Origin of the sequence: Variovorax sp. VNK109 (assembly GCF_049445855.1) — a bacterium.
Lineage (GTDB): Bacteria > Pseudomonadota > Gammaproteobacteria > Burkholderiales > Burkholderiaceae_C > JAGOCV01.
In genome coordinates, this window is record NZ_JBMSDV010000001.1 from 1,101,883 (window position 1) to 1,116,807 (window position 14,925).

16 protein-coding genes and 1 tRNA gene are annotated in these 14,925 nt (G+C 63.2%); 11 read left to right on the forward strand and 6 right to left on the reverse strand.

Translation table 11 applies throughout. The annotated features are described in order from the left end of the window. The first annotated feature begins 22 nt into the window (after window positions 1-22). Window positions 23-1,351, forward strand: coding sequence for a hemolysin family protein (locus ACO2Q9_RS05410; protein ID WP_423309058.1), 1,329 nt, complete (start codon window positions 23-25; stop codon window positions 1,349-1,351). On the opposite strand, the gene ACO2Q9_RS05415 is transcribed toward ACO2Q9_RS05410, so the two are convergent. After that, a complete protein-coding gene (locus ACO2Q9_RS05415; RefSeq protein ID WP_423309060.1) occupies window positions 1,335-1,982 on the reverse strand; it encodes a lytic transglycosylase domain-containing protein in 648 nt (215 codons plus the stop codon). The two genes, ACO2Q9_RS05410 and ACO2Q9_RS05415, sit on opposite strands and share 17 nt — an antisense overlap. Further along, window positions 1,979-3,724: a proline--tRNA ligase gene (locus ACO2Q9_RS05420; RefSeq protein ID WP_423309062.1), complete on the reverse strand. Its 1,746-nt coding sequence runs from the start codon at window positions 3,722-3,724 to the stop codon at window positions 1,979-1,981. Before ACO2Q9_RS05420 ends, ACO2Q9_RS05415 begins: the two co-directional genes overlap by 4 nt. A 103-nt stretch (window positions 3,725-3,827) precedes the next feature. Here ACO2Q9_RS05420 and ACO2Q9_RS05425 point away from each other — a divergent pair, with 103 nt between their 5' ends. Beyond that, window positions 3,828-4,484: an RNA pyrophosphohydrolase gene (locus ACO2Q9_RS05425; RefSeq protein ID WP_423309064.1), complete on the forward strand. Its 657-nt coding sequence runs from the start codon at window positions 3,828-3,830 to the stop codon at window positions 4,482-4,484. Beyond that, complete coding sequence (locus ACO2Q9_RS05430) at window positions 4,465-4,974, forward strand: CNP1-like family protein (protein WP_423309066.1); 510 nt, start codon at window positions 4,465-4,467, stop codon at window positions 4,972-4,974. The genes ACO2Q9_RS05425 and ACO2Q9_RS05430 overlap by 20 nt, the downstream gene beginning before the upstream one ends. Before the next feature lie 9 nt (window positions 4,975-4,983). On the opposite strand, the gene proB is transcribed toward ACO2Q9_RS05430, so the two are convergent. The 4 genes from proB to rplU all read right to left on the reverse strand — a co-directional run bounded on the left by proB (window position 4,984) and on the right by rplU (window position 7,864). Next, window positions 4,984-6,135 (reverse strand): glutamate 5-kinase, encoded by a 1,152-nt coding sequence (gene proB, locus ACO2Q9_RS05435; protein ID WP_423309068.1) that lies wholly within the window; start codon window positions 6,133-6,135, stop codon window positions 4,984-4,986. Then, entirely contained in the window at window positions 6,132-7,202 is a 1,071-nt protein-coding gene (gene cgtA, locus ACO2Q9_RS05440; RefSeq protein WP_423309070.1) for an Obg family GTPase CgtA, read from the reverse strand. Before cgtA ends, proB begins: the two co-directional genes overlap by 4 nt. 79 nt (window positions 7,203-7,281) lie before the next feature. Next, window positions 7,282-7,539 carry a 50S ribosomal protein L27 gene (gene rpmA / locus ACO2Q9_RS05445; protein ID WP_423309072.1) on the reverse strand — a complete coding sequence of 86 codons (258 nt, stop codon included), beginning with the start codon at window positions 7,537-7,539 and terminating at the stop codon, window positions 7,282-7,284. Between the two features lie 13 nt (window positions 7,540-7,552). Then, a complete protein-coding gene (gene rplU / locus ACO2Q9_RS05450; protein WP_423309074.1) occupies window positions 7,553-7,864 on the reverse strand; it encodes a 50S ribosomal protein L21 in 312 nt (103 codons plus the stop codon). Window positions 7,865-8,127: 263 nt separating this feature from the next. Between rplU and ACO2Q9_RS05455 the strand changes: the two genes are divergently transcribed. The 8 genes from ACO2Q9_RS05455 to ACO2Q9_RS05490 all read left to right on the forward strand — a co-directional run bounded on the left by ACO2Q9_RS05455 (window position 8,128) and on the right by ACO2Q9_RS05490 (window position 14,916). Then, entirely contained in the window at window positions 8,128-9,057 is a 930-nt protein-coding gene (locus tag ACO2Q9_RS05455) for a polyprenyl synthetase family protein (RefSeq protein WP_423309944.1), read from the forward strand. 38 nt (window positions 9,058-9,095) lie between these two features. Beyond that, window positions 9,096-9,172, forward strand: a tRNA-Pro gene (locus ACO2Q9_RS05460). A 197-nt stretch (window positions 9,173-9,369) separates the two neighbouring features. After that, window positions 9,370-11,109 (forward strand): type IV-A pilus assembly ATPase PilB, encoded by a 1,740-nt coding sequence (gene pilB, locus ACO2Q9_RS05465; RefSeq protein WP_423309076.1) that lies wholly within the window; start codon window positions 9,370-9,372, stop codon window positions 11,107-11,109. 25 nt (window positions 11,110-11,134) lie between these two features. Next, on the forward strand, window positions 11,135-12,352 hold the full coding sequence (locus ACO2Q9_RS05470) for a type II secretion system F family protein (RefSeq protein ID WP_423309078.1): 1,218 nt from the start codon (window positions 11,135-11,137) through the stop codon (window positions 12,350-12,352). Further along, window positions 12,352-13,320: a prepilin peptidase gene (locus ACO2Q9_RS05475; protein WP_423309080.1), complete on the forward strand. Its 969-nt coding sequence runs from the start codon at window positions 12,352-12,354 to the stop codon at window positions 13,318-13,320. The genes ACO2Q9_RS05470 and ACO2Q9_RS05475 overlap by 1 nt, the downstream gene beginning before the upstream one ends. 4 nt (window positions 13,321-13,324) lie before the next feature. Continuing rightward, window positions 13,325-13,924 carry a dephospho-CoA kinase gene (coaE, locus tag ACO2Q9_RS05480; protein ID WP_423309082.1) on the forward strand — a complete coding sequence of 200 codons (600 nt, stop codon included), beginning with the start codon at window positions 13,325-13,327 and terminating at the stop codon, window positions 13,922-13,924. Window positions 13,925-13,946: 22 nt separating this feature from the next. Next, complete coding sequence (gene zapD / locus ACO2Q9_RS05485) at window positions 13,947-14,702, forward strand: cell division protein ZapD (RefSeq protein WP_423309084.1); 756 nt, start codon at window positions 13,947-13,949, stop codon at window positions 14,700-14,702. A 1-nt stretch (window position 14,703) separates the two neighbouring features. Next, on the forward strand, window positions 14,704-14,916 hold the full coding sequence (locus ACO2Q9_RS05490) for a DNA gyrase inhibitor YacG (RefSeq protein ID WP_423309086.1): 213 nt from the start codon (window positions 14,704-14,706) through the stop codon (window positions 14,914-14,916). Window positions 14,917-14,925 lie beyond the last annotated feature (9 nt).

Genomic DNA, 14,925 nt, shown 5'->3' on the forward strand with positions numbered 1-14,925 from the left:
GGGTACACTGGACGCCTTGCCCATGAACCTGACACAAAGCATCATCGTCATTGCCCTGCTGATCGCCGCCAGCGCATTTTTCTCGGTCGCCGAGATTTCGCTGGCAGCTTCACGCCGCCTGCGCCTGCGGCAGATGGCCGACGAGGGTGATGCGCGCGCAGAGAAGGTGATGCGCATCCAGGAGCAGCCCGGGCACTACTTCACCATCGTGCAGATCGGGCTGAACGCCATCGCCATCCTGGGCGGCATCGTGGGTGAAGGCGCGCTCAGTCCGTATTTCAATGCCCTGTTCGACGCCTGGCTCACGCCGCCGCGCGCAGCCACGGCCAGCTTCCTTGCATCCTTCCTCGTTGTTACCTCGCTCTTCATCCTGTTCGCCGACCTGTTTCCCAAGCGCCTCGGGATGACCGAACCCGAACGACTGGTGGTACGCGTGGTCGGCCCGATGCAGGCGCTGATGACGGTGCTCAAGCCGGTCGTCTGGATGTACAGCCAGGCTGCCGACCTGATCTTCCGCGTGTCCGGCCTGCCGTCGCAACGCGACGACCGCATCACCTCCGACGACATCCTCGCGCTCACCGAAGCCGGGGCGCAAGCCGGCGTGCTGGCAAGGCGCGAGCAGCAGGTCATTGCCAATGTGTTCGAGCTCGACACGCGCACCGTCGGCAGCGCGATGACGCAGCGCGAGCGCATCGCCTACTTCCTGCGCGACGACCCGGATGCCGTGATCCGCGCGCGCATTGCGGCAGAACCGTTCTCGACGTATCCGGTGTGCGACGGCGACATCGACCACGTGGTGGGCTACGTCGATGCCAAGGACCTGTTCCAGCGCGCCCTGAACAACCAGCCGATCACGCTCACCGGCGAGAACCTCGTGCGCAAGGTACTCGTCGTGCCCGACCGCCTGACGCTGGCCGAGGTGCTCGGCGAATTCCGCCAGGCCCACGAAGACTTCGCCGTCATCGTCAACGAATACAGCCTGGTGGTGGGCGTGGTCACGCTGAACGACGTGATGAGCACGGTCATGGGTGATCTCGTGATGACGCCGCCCGACGAAGAACTCATCGTGCGGCGCGACGACAACTCCTGGCTGATCGACGGCGTCACGCCGGTGCAGGACGTGCAGCGCGCACTGGGCCTGGACGACCTGCCACATGCCGAGGAGTACGAGACGCTGGCCGGCTTCCTGATGGTGATGCTGCGCCGCGTGCCCAAGCGCACCGACTGTGTGTCGTGGGGCGGCTTCCGCTTCGAGGTGCTGGACGTGGACAGCTACCGCATCGACCAGGTGATGGTGTCGCGCGGGACTGCGACCCCGATGCCGCCATCCACGCCTATGGCGAATCCTTGAATTCCCAGTTCTTGCGTGCGCCCAGTACCGCGTTGGGATAAGGCGCACGACCGCGGCTGCCGTTGTAGCGACCCAGCGTCATGAACAGGTCACCGCGCTCGCGGTCGAGGTAGTGGCGCAGGATCACGCAGCCGAAGCGCAGATTGGTCTGCATGTGGAACAGGCTCGACGGATCGCCATTGCCGATGACGCGCGTCCAGAACGGCATCACCTGCATGTAGCCGCGCGCACCCGCCACCGAGACTGCGAACTTGCGGAAGGCGCTTTCCACCTGGATGAGCCCCAGGACCAGCGAGACCTCGAGCCCGGCGCGGCGGCTTTCGTACCAGACGGTCTGCAGGAATTCGCGGCGCACGTCCCATTCGGGCTTGCGGCGCTTGAGGCGTTCACTCATCGCGCCGAGCCAGCGCAGATAGGACAGCCGCTGCTCGATGTCGGTGAACTCGGGCACCGGCGGCGCGCTGTTGGCAATGGCGGAACTCAAGGCGCTGCGCACCGAATCGGCCAGGGGCTCTTCCAGTTGCGCGCCGGCGAAGGCTGGCATCGAAACGAAGCCAGCGCCACCGGCGACAGCAGCACCGGCCAGCGCCAGAACTTCGCGCCGTGCAAGTGCACCGCTGCGCTGGTTCATACGCCCAGCTTCTCCTTGAGGAACGAGGACACGTCTGCAGCCGCCACCTTGGTGGCCGCCGTGTCGCGGCGATGCTGGTATTCGAGCTGGCCCTCCTTGATGCCGCGATCGGAGATCACGACCCGATGCGGCACACCGATGAGTTCCCAGTCGGCGAACATCGCGCCGGGGCGCTCGCCGCGGTCGTCCAGCAACACGTCCACGCCGGCGGCCAGCAATTCGCCATAGAGCTTTTCGGCAGCCGACTTCACATCGGCGCTGCGATCCATGCCGATGGGGCACAGCACCACGGTGAATGGCGCGATCGCGTCCGGCCAGATGATGCCGCGCTCGTCGTGGTTCTGTTCGATGGCCGCCGCAGGCAGGCGCGTGACGCCGATGCCGTAGCAGCCCATTTCCATGAACTGCGGCTTGCCGTTCTCGTCGAGGAAGGTCGCGTCCATCGCCTTCGAGTACTTCGTGCCGAGGTAGAACACATGGCCCACTTCGATGCCGCGTTCGATGGCGAGTTCACCCTTGCCGTCCGGGGAAGGATCGCCGGCCACCACATTGCGCAGGTCGGCCACGAGTTCGGGCTCGGGCAGATCGCGGCCCCAGTTCACGCCCGTGATGTGGTGGTCGGGTTGATTCGCGCCGCAGATCCAGTCGGCCATGACAGCCACTTCGCGGTCGGCGACAACGCGCACCGGCTGCTTCATGTTCAGGGGGCCGAGGTAGCCGGGCTTGCAGCCGAAGTGCGCATCGATCTCGGCAATGGTCGCGAAGCGGAAGCCCACGTCGAGCCCGGGCACCTTGTTGACCTTCACTTCGTTCATGTCGTGGTCCCCGCGCAGCAGCAGCAGCCAGACTTGCGATTTCTTCACTTCGCCCTTGTCGTCCAGTTCGTCCGTGGCGAGCACGAGCGACTTCACCGTGGTGCTGAGCGGAACACCCAGCAGTTCGGCCACGTCCGCGCAGGTGCTCTTGCCGGGCGTCGGCGTGAGCGTGAGCGGCTTCGCCGCTGCAGGACGCGGACCGACGGGCGCGAGCGCTTCGGCCTTTTCCATGTTGGCGGCGTAATCGCTGCCGGGGCAATACACGATGGCGTCTTCACCGGTTGCGGCGATCACCTGGAACTCCTCGCTCAGGTCACCGCCGATCGCGCCACTGTCCGCCGCCACGGCGCGATAACGCAGGCCGAAACGGTCGAAGATGGCGCGGTAGGCCTGCGCCATCACCTGGTAGCTCGCCTTCGCCCCGGCCATGTCGCGGTCGAAGCTGTAGGCGTCCTTCATGATGAATTCGCGACCGCGCATCAGGCCGAAGCGCGGCCGGCGCTCGTCGCGGAACTTGGTCTGGATCTGGTAGAAGTTGCGCGGCAGTTGCTTGTAGCTGCGCAGCTCCTGGCGCGCGATGTCGGTGACCACCTCTTCGCTGGTGGGCTGCACGACAAAGTCGCGGTCATGGCGATCCTTGATGCGCAGGAGCTCGGGGCCCATCTTCTCGAAGCGGCCGGTTTCCTGCCAGAACTCGGCCGGCTGCACGACGGGCATGGTGAGTTCGACAGCACCGGCCCGATTCATCTCTTCGCGCACGATGGCTTCCACCTTGCGGATGACGCGCAAGCCCATCGGCATGTAGTTGTAGATGCCGGCACCGAGCTTGCGGATCAGGCCCGCGCGCATCATGAGCTTGTGGCTGGCCACTTCGGCATCGGCCGGGGCTTCCTTGAGGGTCGAAACGAAAAACTGGGAGGCTTTCATGGGGACTCGGGTGCTGGCTCGATGCAGAAGCGACGCTGGCTGGCCCTTGCTGCACGGGGGCCGCCGTGCATAATGGACTCAGTTCAAAAATTGGGGTTTGATTATGCTTGACCGGGACGGCTTTCGGCCTAACGTCGGCATCATCCTGCTCAACCAGAAAAACCAGGTGTTCTGGGGCAAACGCATCCGGACGCACTCGTGGCAGTTTCCGCAAGGGGGCATCGATCGGGGAGAAAATCCCGAGCAGGCCATGTACCGGGAATTGCATGAAGAAGTGGGTCTGCTTCCGGAGCATGTGCGTATCGTTGCCCGCACGCGGGACTGGTTGCGCTATGAGGTGCCGGACAGGTACATCCGACGCGATGCGCGCGGTCATTACAAGGGGCAGAAGCAGATCTGGTATCTGCTGCAGCTGGTCGAGCCCGACTGGCACCTGAACCTGCGCGCCACCAACCATCCCGAGTTCGACGCCTGGCGCTGGAACGACTACTGGGTCCCGCTGGATGTGGTGGTCGAGTTCAAACGCGGCGTCTATGAAATGGCACTGACCGAGCTCGCGCGTTACCTGCCGCGTGTCGACCAGCGCAACCGTTACCTGCGTGGCGGCATGCGGTCCCGCGACAACCCGGACTACCGTGAGTCCGGTCCGATGCCATTGCCGGGCGCAGCCTTCGAGCTACCGCCGGGCGCAAGCTTTGATCCTCACCCGCCCGCCGGCGACGGCGGTGGCAATCCGACCGATGAAACCCACCACCATTGAGACTGCATCGCGCAGCCTGCTGACTCTCGCGCTCGCCGCATTTGGCATGTCCGCTTCCTTCGCCCAGTTGAACGAGAACCCCGACTGGAAAGAGGAATCGGCTCCGCAACCCCCGGCCTTCAAGACCGATGGGCTGATCAAGGTAGACATGCCCAACTATCTCGAGCTGTCTTACGGCGTGGACCCGCAGACGCTCACCATCGGCAAGGACAGCGTTGTGCGCTACGTCATGGTGGCCACGAGCCGCAGTGGCACCGTCAATGCCATGCACGAAGCCATTCGCTGCTCGACAGGCGAGGTGAAGCTGTATGCCCGCTACGGGAGTTCAGGATGGCTCACGGACGAAAAGCAGGAGTGGCGACCCATGCAGTCCGCTGCACGCCACTCCTGGGCCGCAGCGCGCCAGGGCATCTGCAATGGCCGGGCACCGCAGCGAACGCCGCAGGACATCGTGCGCGCCATGCGCAGTACCATGATGCCTGCGATCTGACAGGGAAGTTCAGGTTTCGGCCAGTGCGCGGCTGGTGAGCACGAGGTTGTCGCGATGGACCATCTCGGGCTCGGCCACATAACCGAGCACGGCCTCGAACTCGCTGGAAGGTTTGCGACAGATCATGCGCGCCTCGGCGCTCGAGTAATTCGCAAGGCCACGCGCGAGTTCGAGCCCGGCGCTGTCTCTTATGGCAATGACGTCGCCCCGGGCGAAGTCGCCATCCACAGAAGTCATGCCGATGGGCAGCAGGCTTTTTCCCTCATCGCGCACCTTGATGGCCGCACCTGCGTCCACGCGCACGGCTCCGCGCATCTGCAAATGGTCGGCCATCCACTGCTTGCGCGCCTGCATCTTCTGCGTCTGCGCCACCAGCAACGTACCGATGGGCTCGCCGCCAGCCAGCCGCACCAGCGCGTCGGGCTCGCGGCCCCAGGCAATCACCGTGGATGCGCCCGAGCCCGCCGCACGCTTGGCCGCGAGGATCTTGGTGATCATGCCACCCTTGCCAATGCTGGACCCGGCACCGCCCGCCATTGCTTCGAGCTGCGGATCGCCTGCGCGCGCTTCGTGCACGAACGTGGCGGAAGGATCACGGCGCGGGTCGGCTGTATAGAGGCCATGCTGGTCCGTCAGGATGATCAGCAGGTCCGCCTCGACGAGGTTGGCCACCAGTGCCCCCAGCGTGTCGTTGTCGCCGACCTTGATTTCGTCATTGACGACGGTGTCGTTTTCGTTGATGACCGGCACCACGCCAAGCCGCAGCAAGGTCAGCAGTGTGGAACGTGCATTGAGATAACGCTCGCGGTCGGCCAGATCGGCGTGCGTGAGCAGCACCTGCGCACTGCCAAGCTTGTTTTCGCGCAGCTTGGTTTCGTACATCTGCGCGAGGCCCATCTGGCCCACGGCAGCAGCCGCCTGGAGTTCATTCACTTCGCGCGGCCGCGTGGCCCAGCCCAGACGCTTCATTCCTTCGGCGATGGCGCCACTGGAAACCATGACGACCTCGCGGCCGTCGTTCACGAGGGCCGCGAGCTGACGGCACCATTCGCCAATTGCAGCGGCGTCGAGTCCGCGCCCTTCGTTGGTCACAAGGCTCGATCCGACCTTGACGACAATGCGGCGCGCATCACGCAGCGCTGACGAGGCGGCAACGTTCATTCGGAAGGTGCCGACACGAAGCGTGGATCCACATCGACCGGCACCTGTTCGGACAGATGCTCGGCATGGATGTGCTGGAAAACCGCTTTCACCAGCGGCTCGCAACCTTCACGCGTGAGGGCAGAAATCTCGAACACAGGGCCTTTGTACCTGAGTCGGCGCACGACATCTTTCACGCGTGCTTCACGCTCTTCGGCCGGCACCATGTCCAGCTTGTTGAGCACCAGCCAGCGTGGCTTCCTGAAAAGCGCTTCGTCGTACTTCTTGAGCTCACCCACGATTGCCTTCGCCTGCGCGACGGGATCGACGGCGTCGTCAAACGGCGCCAGATCCACAAGATGCAGCAGCAGACGCGTGCGTTGCAGATGCCGCAGGAACTGGTGGCCGAGACCCGCGCCCTCGGAAGCGCCCTCGATGAGACCGGGCACGTCAGCAACCACAAAGCTCTGTTCCGGACCGACACGCACCACGCCAAGATTGGGGTGCAGCGTGGTGAACGGATAGTCAGCGATCTTGGGCCGGGCATTGGAGATGGCCGAGATCAGCGTGGACTTGCCCGCGTTGGGCATGCCCAGCAGGCCGACATCGGCCAGCACCTTGAGTTCGAGCTTGAGATTCTTCTTTTCACCGGGCCAGCCGGGTGTCTTCTGACGCGGCGCGCGGTTGATGGCGCTCTTGAACCGCATGTTGCCGAAACCACCATCCCCGCCCTTGGCGATCATGATCTGCTCACCGGGCGTCAGCAGCTCATAAAGCACTTCGCCGGTTTCCGCATCGGTGATGATGGTGCCCACCGGCATCTTGAGCACGATGTCGTCACCCGCAGCCCCGAACATGTCGGAGCCCATGCCATGCTGTCCGCGCTTGGCCTCGTGACGGCGCGAGAAGCGGAAATCGACCAGCGTGTTGAGGTTCACGTCGGCCAATGCGTACACGTGCCCACCACGGCCGCCGTCGCCGCCATTCGGTCCGCCGAATTCCTTGTACTTCTCGTGGCGGAACGAGACGCAGCCGTTCCCCCCATCACCTGCGGCGATGTCGATATAGGCTTCGTCGACGAACTTCATGATCCGGATTCTAAGGAGGCCCAAACAAAAAAGCCCTGCGAATGAACCGCAGGGCTTTCGTGCGGGAAAGCCTGATGACTTACGCCGGGGTCACGTTGACCGTGTGCTTGTTCAGCGAACCCTTCACGGCGAACGACACGTGGCCGTCAACCAGAGCAAACAGGGTGTGGTCCTTGCCGATGCCGACATTGGTGCCGGCATGGAATCGGGTACCGCGCTGACGGACGATGATGGAGCCGGCGCTGATGAGTTCACCGCCAAAAGCCTTCACGCCGAGCATCTTGGGCTTGGAATCCCGCCCGTTTCGCGTAGAGCCGCCGCCTTTTTTCTGTGCCATTTCGCTTAACTCCTCAAGCTGCGATGGAAGCGATCTGCAGTTCGGTGAACTGCTGGCGATGCCCCTGACGCTTCTGATAGTGCTTGCGACGACGCATCTTGAAGATGCGCACCTTGTCGTGCTTGCCGTGCGCCACGATCGTGGCTGTGACAGTTGCACCGGACACCAGGGGAGTACCGACCTTGATTTCACTGCCGTTGCCGACAGCCAGAACCTGGTCGATCACGATTTCCTGGCCTACGTCCGCAGCAATCTGTTCTACTTTAATTTTCTCGCCGGCTGCAACGCGATACTGCTTGCCGCCGGTTTTTATGACCGCGTACATGTTGACCTCTCAAAGGGAAGCTCCGCAGACGGATTTCCGCAGAGCCCAAGACTATAACATGGTTTGCGGCTACTAACAACCGCCCGTCATCCAACCCCTCCAGACACGCCTGCGGCACCCGGCCCACGACGGTCCACACGGATCGCGACCCTATAATTTGCCGCTGCTGGCACCGCTGCGCGGGCCTTCCTTCACCAGCAAACCCGCCCTTGACTGTCAATTCTTCCAGTACTTCCGCCACACTCGCACTGATCGCGAACGACATGCTCGAGGTGGACCGGGTCATCGCACGCCGACTCGACTCCGGCGTGCCCCTGGTGGCCGACGTGGCGAAATACATCATCTCGGCCGGTGGCAAGCGGCTGCGCCCCGCTTTGCTGCTGCTGGTCAGTGGTGCGCTGGGCTACACGGGCGAACAACGCTTCAATCTGGCCGCCGTCGTGGAGTTCATCCACACGGCAACGCTGCTCCATGATGACGTGGTGGACGAATCCACCCTGCGGCGCGGCCGCGCGACTGCCAACGAGGCGTTCGGCAACCCGGCAAGTGTGCTGGTCGGCGACTTCCTGTATTCGCGCGCCTTCCAGATGATGCTGGACACCGGCAGCATGCGCGTGATGGAAATTCTTGCCGAAGCAACCAACATCATTGCCGAAGGCGAAGTCCTCCAGCTGATGAACATGCACGATCCGTCGCTCGACGAGGCCGGCTACCTTCGGGTCATCCGTTCGAAAACGGCCAAGCTGTTCGAGGCCAGCACCCGGCTGGCTGCCGTCCTGGCACAGGCATCGCCGCAGGTGGAAGAAGCATGTGCCGAGTACGGCCAGGCGCTCGGCACCGCGTTCCAGGTGATCGATGACGTGCTCGACTATCACGGCGATGTCGCGGAAACCGGCAAGAACCTCGGGGATGATCTGCGCGAAGGGAAAACAACCTTGCCGCTGATCATTGCCATGCAGCGTGGCAATGCCATGCAGCGGCAGGTCATCCGCAACGCCATCGAGACGGGCGACGCATCGGAATTGGCCCAGATCGTGGCGATCGTCAATGAAACCGGTGCGCTCGACGCCACGCGCGACGCGGCCGCAGCGGAAGCGCGGAGGGCCATGAAGGCGATCGAACACCTGCCACCCAATTCGCACGTTTCAGGCCTGCTACAATTGGCGGCTCAGCTTTTGGAGCGCCGCTCCTGATCGTTGCATCAGGCCCGCGCGTTGCTCCCGGCAGACATCGGGGTGTAGCTTAGCCTGGTAGAGCGCTACGTTCGGGACGTAGAGGCCGGAGGTTCGAATCCTCTCACCCCGACCATCTTCTTGGTCACTTCTCCAGATCGATCGTCCAGCGGGAGCCGTCGGCGCTCCCGATTTACAGGCAATTTGTCCTGTTCTGCCAACTGATCGCGGTCCCTCGCCCGGGTTTTCGTTTACACCGCAATGGCAATCAGCGATGATCAAAGGCAGTTCCATCCCTAGAGCCAGTCATCCCGGCCAGTTACATTTACAGGCATGGCATTCGCCGACTCCATCACAGCCAATCAGAATTCCGGCGTGGCCCTGCCAGGCTTGGGCCGGGCCTTGGTCAGCGCTGGCAAGCTCGAACTCAAGACCGCCGAAGAGGTCTACAAGAAGTCCCAGACCAGTGGCAACAGCTTCATTGCCGAGCTGACGGGCTCCGGTGCCGTATCGCCGGCCGATCTGGCGCACACCATGTCGTCGTCTTATGGGGCGCCGCTGCTGGATCTCGAGGCCGTTGATCCGCAGCGCCTGCCCAAGGACCTGCTCGACCCCAAGCTCTGCCAGGAATTCCGCGTCATTGCGCTGAGCAAGCGGGGCAACCGCCTCATCGTCGCCGCGGCCGATCCGTCGGATGCCAAGGCAGCCGAACGCATCAAGTTCGCCACGCAGATGGGCGTGGACTGGGTCATCGCGGAATACGACAAGCTCTCGCGCATGGTCGAGGCCAATGCGACCAGTGCCACCGAGGCCATGGACAACATCATCGGGGATGACTTCGAATTCGACGAAGCCTCGATGGAGTCTTCCAGCAATGAGGCCGATTCGGCCGCGGTAGCCGAAGTCGAGGACGCACCGGTCGTCAAGTTCCTGCAGAAGATGCTTCTGGATGCGTTCAGCATGCGCGCGTCCGACCTGCACTTCGAGCCTTACGAACACACCTATCGCGTGCGCTTCCGCATCGACGGCGAACTGCGCGAGATTGCCAGCCCGCCGATCGCGATCAAGGACAAACTGTCGTCGCGCATCAAGGTGATTTCAAAGCTGGACATCTCCGAGAAGCGCATCCCGCAGGACGGCCGCATGAAGATGAAGGTCGGGCCGGACCGGGTGATCGACTTCCGTGTGAGCACGCTGCCCACGCTGTTCGGCGAGAAGATCGTGATCCGTATCCTGGATCCGAGCAGTGCCAAACTGGGCATCGACGCGCTGGGCTATGACGCTGTCGAAAAGGAGCGGCTGCTCAGTGCCATCGGGCGCCCGTACGGGATGATTCTCGTGACAGGACCGACCGGCTCCGGCAAGACGGTGTCGCTCTACACCTGCCTGAACCTGCTGAACAAGCCGGGGGTGAACATCGCGACGGCCGAAGACCCGTCCGAAATCAACCTGCCCGGCGTGAATCAGGTCAATGTGAATGACAAGGCGGGCCTCACTTTCGCGGCGGCGCTGAAGTCCTTCCTGCGGCAGGATCCGGACATCATCATGGTCGGCGAAATCCGGGACCTGGAAACGGCCGACATCGCCATCAAGGCCGCCCAGACCGGCCACATGGTGCTGTCCACACTTCACACGAACGACGCCCCGACGACGCTCACGCGGATGCGCAACATGGGCATCGCGCCGTTCAACATCGCGTCCAGCGTGATCCTGATCACGGCACAGCGCCTTGCCCGGCGTCTGTGTCCTGTCTGCAAACAACCGCTCGACGTGCCCAGGAGTGCGCTGATCGAGGCCGGCTTCCGCGAGGAGGACCTGGATGGTTCCTGGACGCCCTACCGTCCGGTCGGCTGCAATGCCTGCAACAACGGCTACAAGGGACGCGTGGGCATCTATCAGGTGATGCCCATCAGCGAGGAGATCCAGCGCCTCATCCTGGCCGATGGCAGCGCGTTGGACATCGCCAAGCAGGCCGAGCGCGAAGGTGTGCGCTCGCTGCGACAATCCGGCTTGCAGAAGGTGCGGCAGGGCCTGACTTCCCTGGAAGAAGTCCTGGCCGTGACCAACGAGTAAATAACAGGGAAAACCGGGGTTCAGAATGGCAACAGCTGCTTCCAGGGACATCAAGGAATTCGTCTACGAGTGGGAAGGCAAGGACCGCAATGGCAAGCAGGTCCGTGGCGAACTCCGCGCTTCCGGCGAAAACCAGGTCCAGGCCTATCTGCGCCGTCAGGGCATCCTGAGCAGCAAGATCAAGAAGCGGCGCTCGCGCTCCGGGAAGAAGATCACCAACAAGGATCTGGCCATCTTCACCCGCCAGCTTGCGACGATGATGAAAGCAGGCGTTCCGCTGCTTCAGGCTTTCGACATCGTGGGTCGCGGCAATGCCAATGCCAGCGTGACCAAGCTGCTCGGCGACATCCGGGCCGACGTTGAAACGGGTACTTCGCTGAGCGCCGCGTTCCGCAAGTTCCCGATGTACTTCGACAACCTGTACTGCAACCTGGTCGAGGCCGGTGAGGCGGCGGGTATCCTGGAAGAACTGCTGGACCGTCTTGCCGTCTATATGGAAAAGACGGAAGCCATCAAGAGCAAGATCAAATCCGCGTTGATGTATCCGATCTCGGTGATCGTGGTGGCTTTCGTCGTGGTGGCGGTGATCATGATTTTCGTGATCCCGGCCTTCAAGCAGACGTTCAGCTCGTTCGGGGCCGACCTTCCGGCCCCCACCCTCATCGTGATCGCCATCAGCGAAGTCTTCGTCGCTTACTGGTGGCTCATCTTCGGCAGCATCGGCGGTGGACTCTACTTCTTCTTCCAGGCCTGGAAGCGGAACGAGAAAATGCAGATGTTCATGGACCGTGTGCTGCTCAAGGTGCCGGTGTTCGGCGTCCTGATCGAGAAGTCCTGCATCGCGCGCTGGACACGTACGCTGGCCACGATGTTCGCGGCAGGTGTACCGCTCGTCGAAGCCCTCGACTCCGTAGGCGGGGCTTCGGGCAACTCCGTGTATGCGCGCGCCACGGAAAAGATCCAGCAGGAAGTCTCCACCGGCACCAGCCTGACCGCTGCCATGGGCAACGCCAACCTGTTCCCCACCATGGTTCTGCAGATGTGCGCGATCGGCGAAGAATCCGGTTCGATCGACCACATGCTGGGCAAGGCGGCCGACTTCTATGAAGCGGAAGTTGATGACATGGTCGAAGGCCTGTCCAGCCTGATGGAGCCGATCATCATCGTGTTCCTGGGTGGCCTGATCGGCGGCATCGTCGTCTCCATGTACCTGCCCATCTTCAAACTCGGCCAGGTCGTCTGATGTCGGCGGAGGCGTGGGTTCTTGCCGCCATCGGCGGCTTGATCGGCCTCGTGATCGGCAGCTTCCTGAATGTGGTGGTCTACCGCTTGCCGGTCACCATGTACAGACAGTGGCTGCGTGAATCCAGCGACAACCTGATGGCAGCCGACCCCGACGCCGGTGTGCCAGTGTCGCTGTGGGATCTCGTCTTCGGCGGCAAGACGCTTGCACCCGAGCACATGCACGAAAGCGCAAGGCTGGCTGGTGAAGCGCAGGACCAGTTGCAACCGCTTGGGCTTGCCCGCCCCGCATCCCGTTGCGGTCATTGTGGTCACGTCATCCGCTGGTATGAAAACATTCCGGTGCTCAGTTTCATCGCATTGCGCGGGCGTTGTTCGAACTGCAAGGCACGCATCAGTGTGCGCTATCCGCTGGTGGAGCTTGTCACGGCGGGTTTCTTCGCTGTATGCGCAGTGCGCTGGGGGCTCACGCCACTGGCGTGCGCATGGGCCATCTTCGCGGCCATCCTCATCTGCCAGTTCCTGATCGACCTGGACACACAACTGTTGCCCGACAGCCTGAACTATCTCCTGCTGTGGATCGGTCTCCTTGTTGCGTCGCTGGGCTGGACGGTGCCTCTCGTTTCCGCCGTCTGGGGTGCGATCGCCGGCTACGGGGTGCTCTGGCTTTTCTATCACGCCTATCGTCTGCTGACCGGCAAGGAAGGCATGGGCTATGGTGACTTCAAGCTCATGGCTGCGCTCGGCGCATGGCTCGGGGCAGACTACCTGCTGGCGATCCTTCTGGTGTCATCCATCGTGGGCGGTGTTCTGGGCAGCATCCTGCTGCTCGTGGGCAAGCTCGCGCACAAGGATATCCCGATCGCCTTCGGGCCCTTCCTGGCCGGCGCAGGCCTCGTGTGCCTTCTGATCGGCCCCCAGGAAGTGCGAACCCTCGTGCCCTTCGCCTTCCCCATCGTCGTGCGCTGACAGCATGCAACGACTCGGCCTGACGGGTGGCATCGGCAGCGGCAAGAGTACCGTCGCCGCGATGCTGGCCTCGCTGGGCGCTGCCGTCATCGATGCAGATGCCAACGCCCGCAGCGTGACGGCCATGGGGGGCGAAGCCATTCCCGCCATCCGCGCAGCCTTCGGCGACGACTTCATCGGTGCAGATGGAGCACTGGATCGAACGCGCATGCGCGAACATGTTTTCGCCACGCCCGCAGCCAAACAGCGGCTCGAATCCATCGTCCACCCGCTGGTAGGTGAGAAGACGCGTGCGCAACTGGAACAGGCCCGCAGTGCCGGCCACACGCTCGCCGTGCTGGATATCCCGCTGCTGGTCGAATCCAGCCGCTGGCGCCAGCAACTGGACCATGTGCTAGTCATCGACTGTCTGCCGGCCACGCAGATTCGCCGCGTCATGCAGCGCAGCCAGCTGGACGAAGCTGCGGTGCAGTCCATCATCGCCGCGCAGGCCACGCGCGCGGCGCGGCTCGCGGCGGCCGACGCCGTGATCTTCAATGACGGCATCACGCTGGAGCAGTTGCGCGAACAAACCACTGCCGCGGCGCGGCGCTTCGGGCTATGATCGCGCGGATGGAAGCCGCAGCGTGATTCTGTACGAATACCCATTCAACGAGCGCATCCGCACCTATCTGCGTCTCGAACACCTGTTCAGGCGCCTCGGTGAACTGGTCCCGAGCGACCACCCGCTGCTCCACCACTATGCATTGACGACGATCTTCGAAGTCATGGACGTGGGTGCTCGCGCAGACCTCAAGTCCGACGTGCTCAAGGACCTGGAAAAGCAGAAGAGCCTGCTGAACAGCTACCGAGGGAACCCCGCCATATCCGAGGCCGTGCTTGACCAGGTCACCGGACAGCTCGACGGCTGCTTCAGCGCATTGAACGGCCTGCCCGGCAAGGCCGGCCAATCCCTGACTGAAAGCGACTGGCTCATGAGCCTGCGCAGCCGCGCAGGCATACCGGGAGGCACCTGCGAGTTCGACCTGCCCGCCTATTACGCCTGGCAGCACAAGGCACCCATGCTGCGCCGCGCAGACCTCGAACGCTGGGCGTCGACGCTGGCTCCCCTGGCCGAATCCATACACATGCTGCTCAAGTTGTTGCGCGAGTCGGGTGCTCCGCAGAAAGTCATCGCGACCGGTGGTCACTACCAGCAGACCTTGCCGCAAGGCCGCACGTTCCACCTGCTGCGCCTGGCCATCGACCCGGCACTTGGATTGATTCCAGAGATCAGCGGCAACCGGCTGATGGTATCGGTGCGCCTCATGCGTCACGAATCCGATGACCGCCTTCACCCTTCGACGGAAGACACGGCGCTGGAACTCACCTTGTGCTCCTGACATGGCCGCAGCGAGCCCCGTCAATCCACCGCGGATCGTGAAGTGCCCTGCCTGTGGCGGCAGGAGCGTCTATGCCGCCTCCAACGCCTTCCGGCCGTTTTGCAGCGAGCGCTGCAAGAACAGTGATCTCGGGGCCTGGGCCAATGAGGATTTCCGCGTCCCGGCCGAAGCAGGTCCGGACGATGAGCCGTTCGGCGATCCGAAACTGCAGTAATCGCCGCGT

Coding starts and splice junctions, on each gene's coding strand:
- ACO2Q9_RS05410 (WP_423309058.1), top strand. CDS start 23: ATGAACCTGACACAAAGCATCATCGTCATTGCCCTGCTGATCGCCGCC.
- ACO2Q9_RS05415 (WP_423309060.1), bottom strand. CDS start 1,982: ATGAACCAGCGCAGCGGTGCACTTGCACGGCGCGAAGTTCTGGCGCTG.
- ACO2Q9_RS05420 (WP_423309062.1), bottom strand. CDS start 3,724: ATGAAAGCCTCCCAGTTTTTCGTTTCGACCCTCAAGGAAGCCCCGGCC.
- ACO2Q9_RS05425 (WP_423309064.1), top strand. CDS start 3,828: ATGCTTGACCGGGACGGCTTTCGGCCTAACGTCGGCATCATCCTGCTC.
- ACO2Q9_RS05430 (WP_423309066.1), top strand. CDS start 4,465: ATGAAACCCACCACCATTGAGACTGCATCGCGCAGCCTGCTGACTCTC.
- proB (WP_423309068.1), bottom strand. CDS start 6,135: ATGAACGTTGCCGCCTCGTCAGCGCTGCGTGATGCGCGCCGCATTGTC.
- cgtA (WP_423309070.1), bottom strand. CDS start 7,202: ATGAAGTTCGTCGACGAAGCCTATATCGACATCGCCGCAGGTGATGGG.
- rpmA (WP_423309072.1), bottom strand. CDS start 7,539: ATGGCACAGAAAAAAGGCGGCGGCTCTACGCGAAACGGGCGGGATTCC.
- rplU (WP_423309074.1), bottom strand. CDS start 7,864: ATGTACGCGGTCATAAAAACCGGCGGCAAGCAGTATCGCGTTGCAGCC.
- ACO2Q9_RS05455 (WP_423309944.1), top strand. CDS start 8,128: ATGCTCGAGGTGGACCGGGTCATCGCACGCCGACTCGACTCCGGCGTG.
- pilB (WP_423309076.1), top strand. CDS start 9,370: ATGGCATTCGCCGACTCCATCACAGCCAATCAGAATTCCGGCGTGGCC.
- ACO2Q9_RS05470 (WP_423309078.1), top strand. CDS start 11,135: ATGGCAACAGCTGCTTCCAGGGACATCAAGGAATTCGTCTACGAGTGG.
- ACO2Q9_RS05475 (WP_423309080.1), top strand. CDS start 12,352: ATGTCGGCGGAGGCGTGGGTTCTTGCCGCCATCGGCGGCTTGATCGGC.
- coaE (WP_423309082.1), top strand. CDS start 13,325: ATGCAACGACTCGGCCTGACGGGTGGCATCGGCAGCGGCAAGAGTACC.
- ACO2Q9_RS05490 (WP_423309086.1), top strand. CDS start 14,704: ATGGCCGCAGCGAGCCCCGTCAATCCACCGCGGATCGTGAAGTGCCCT.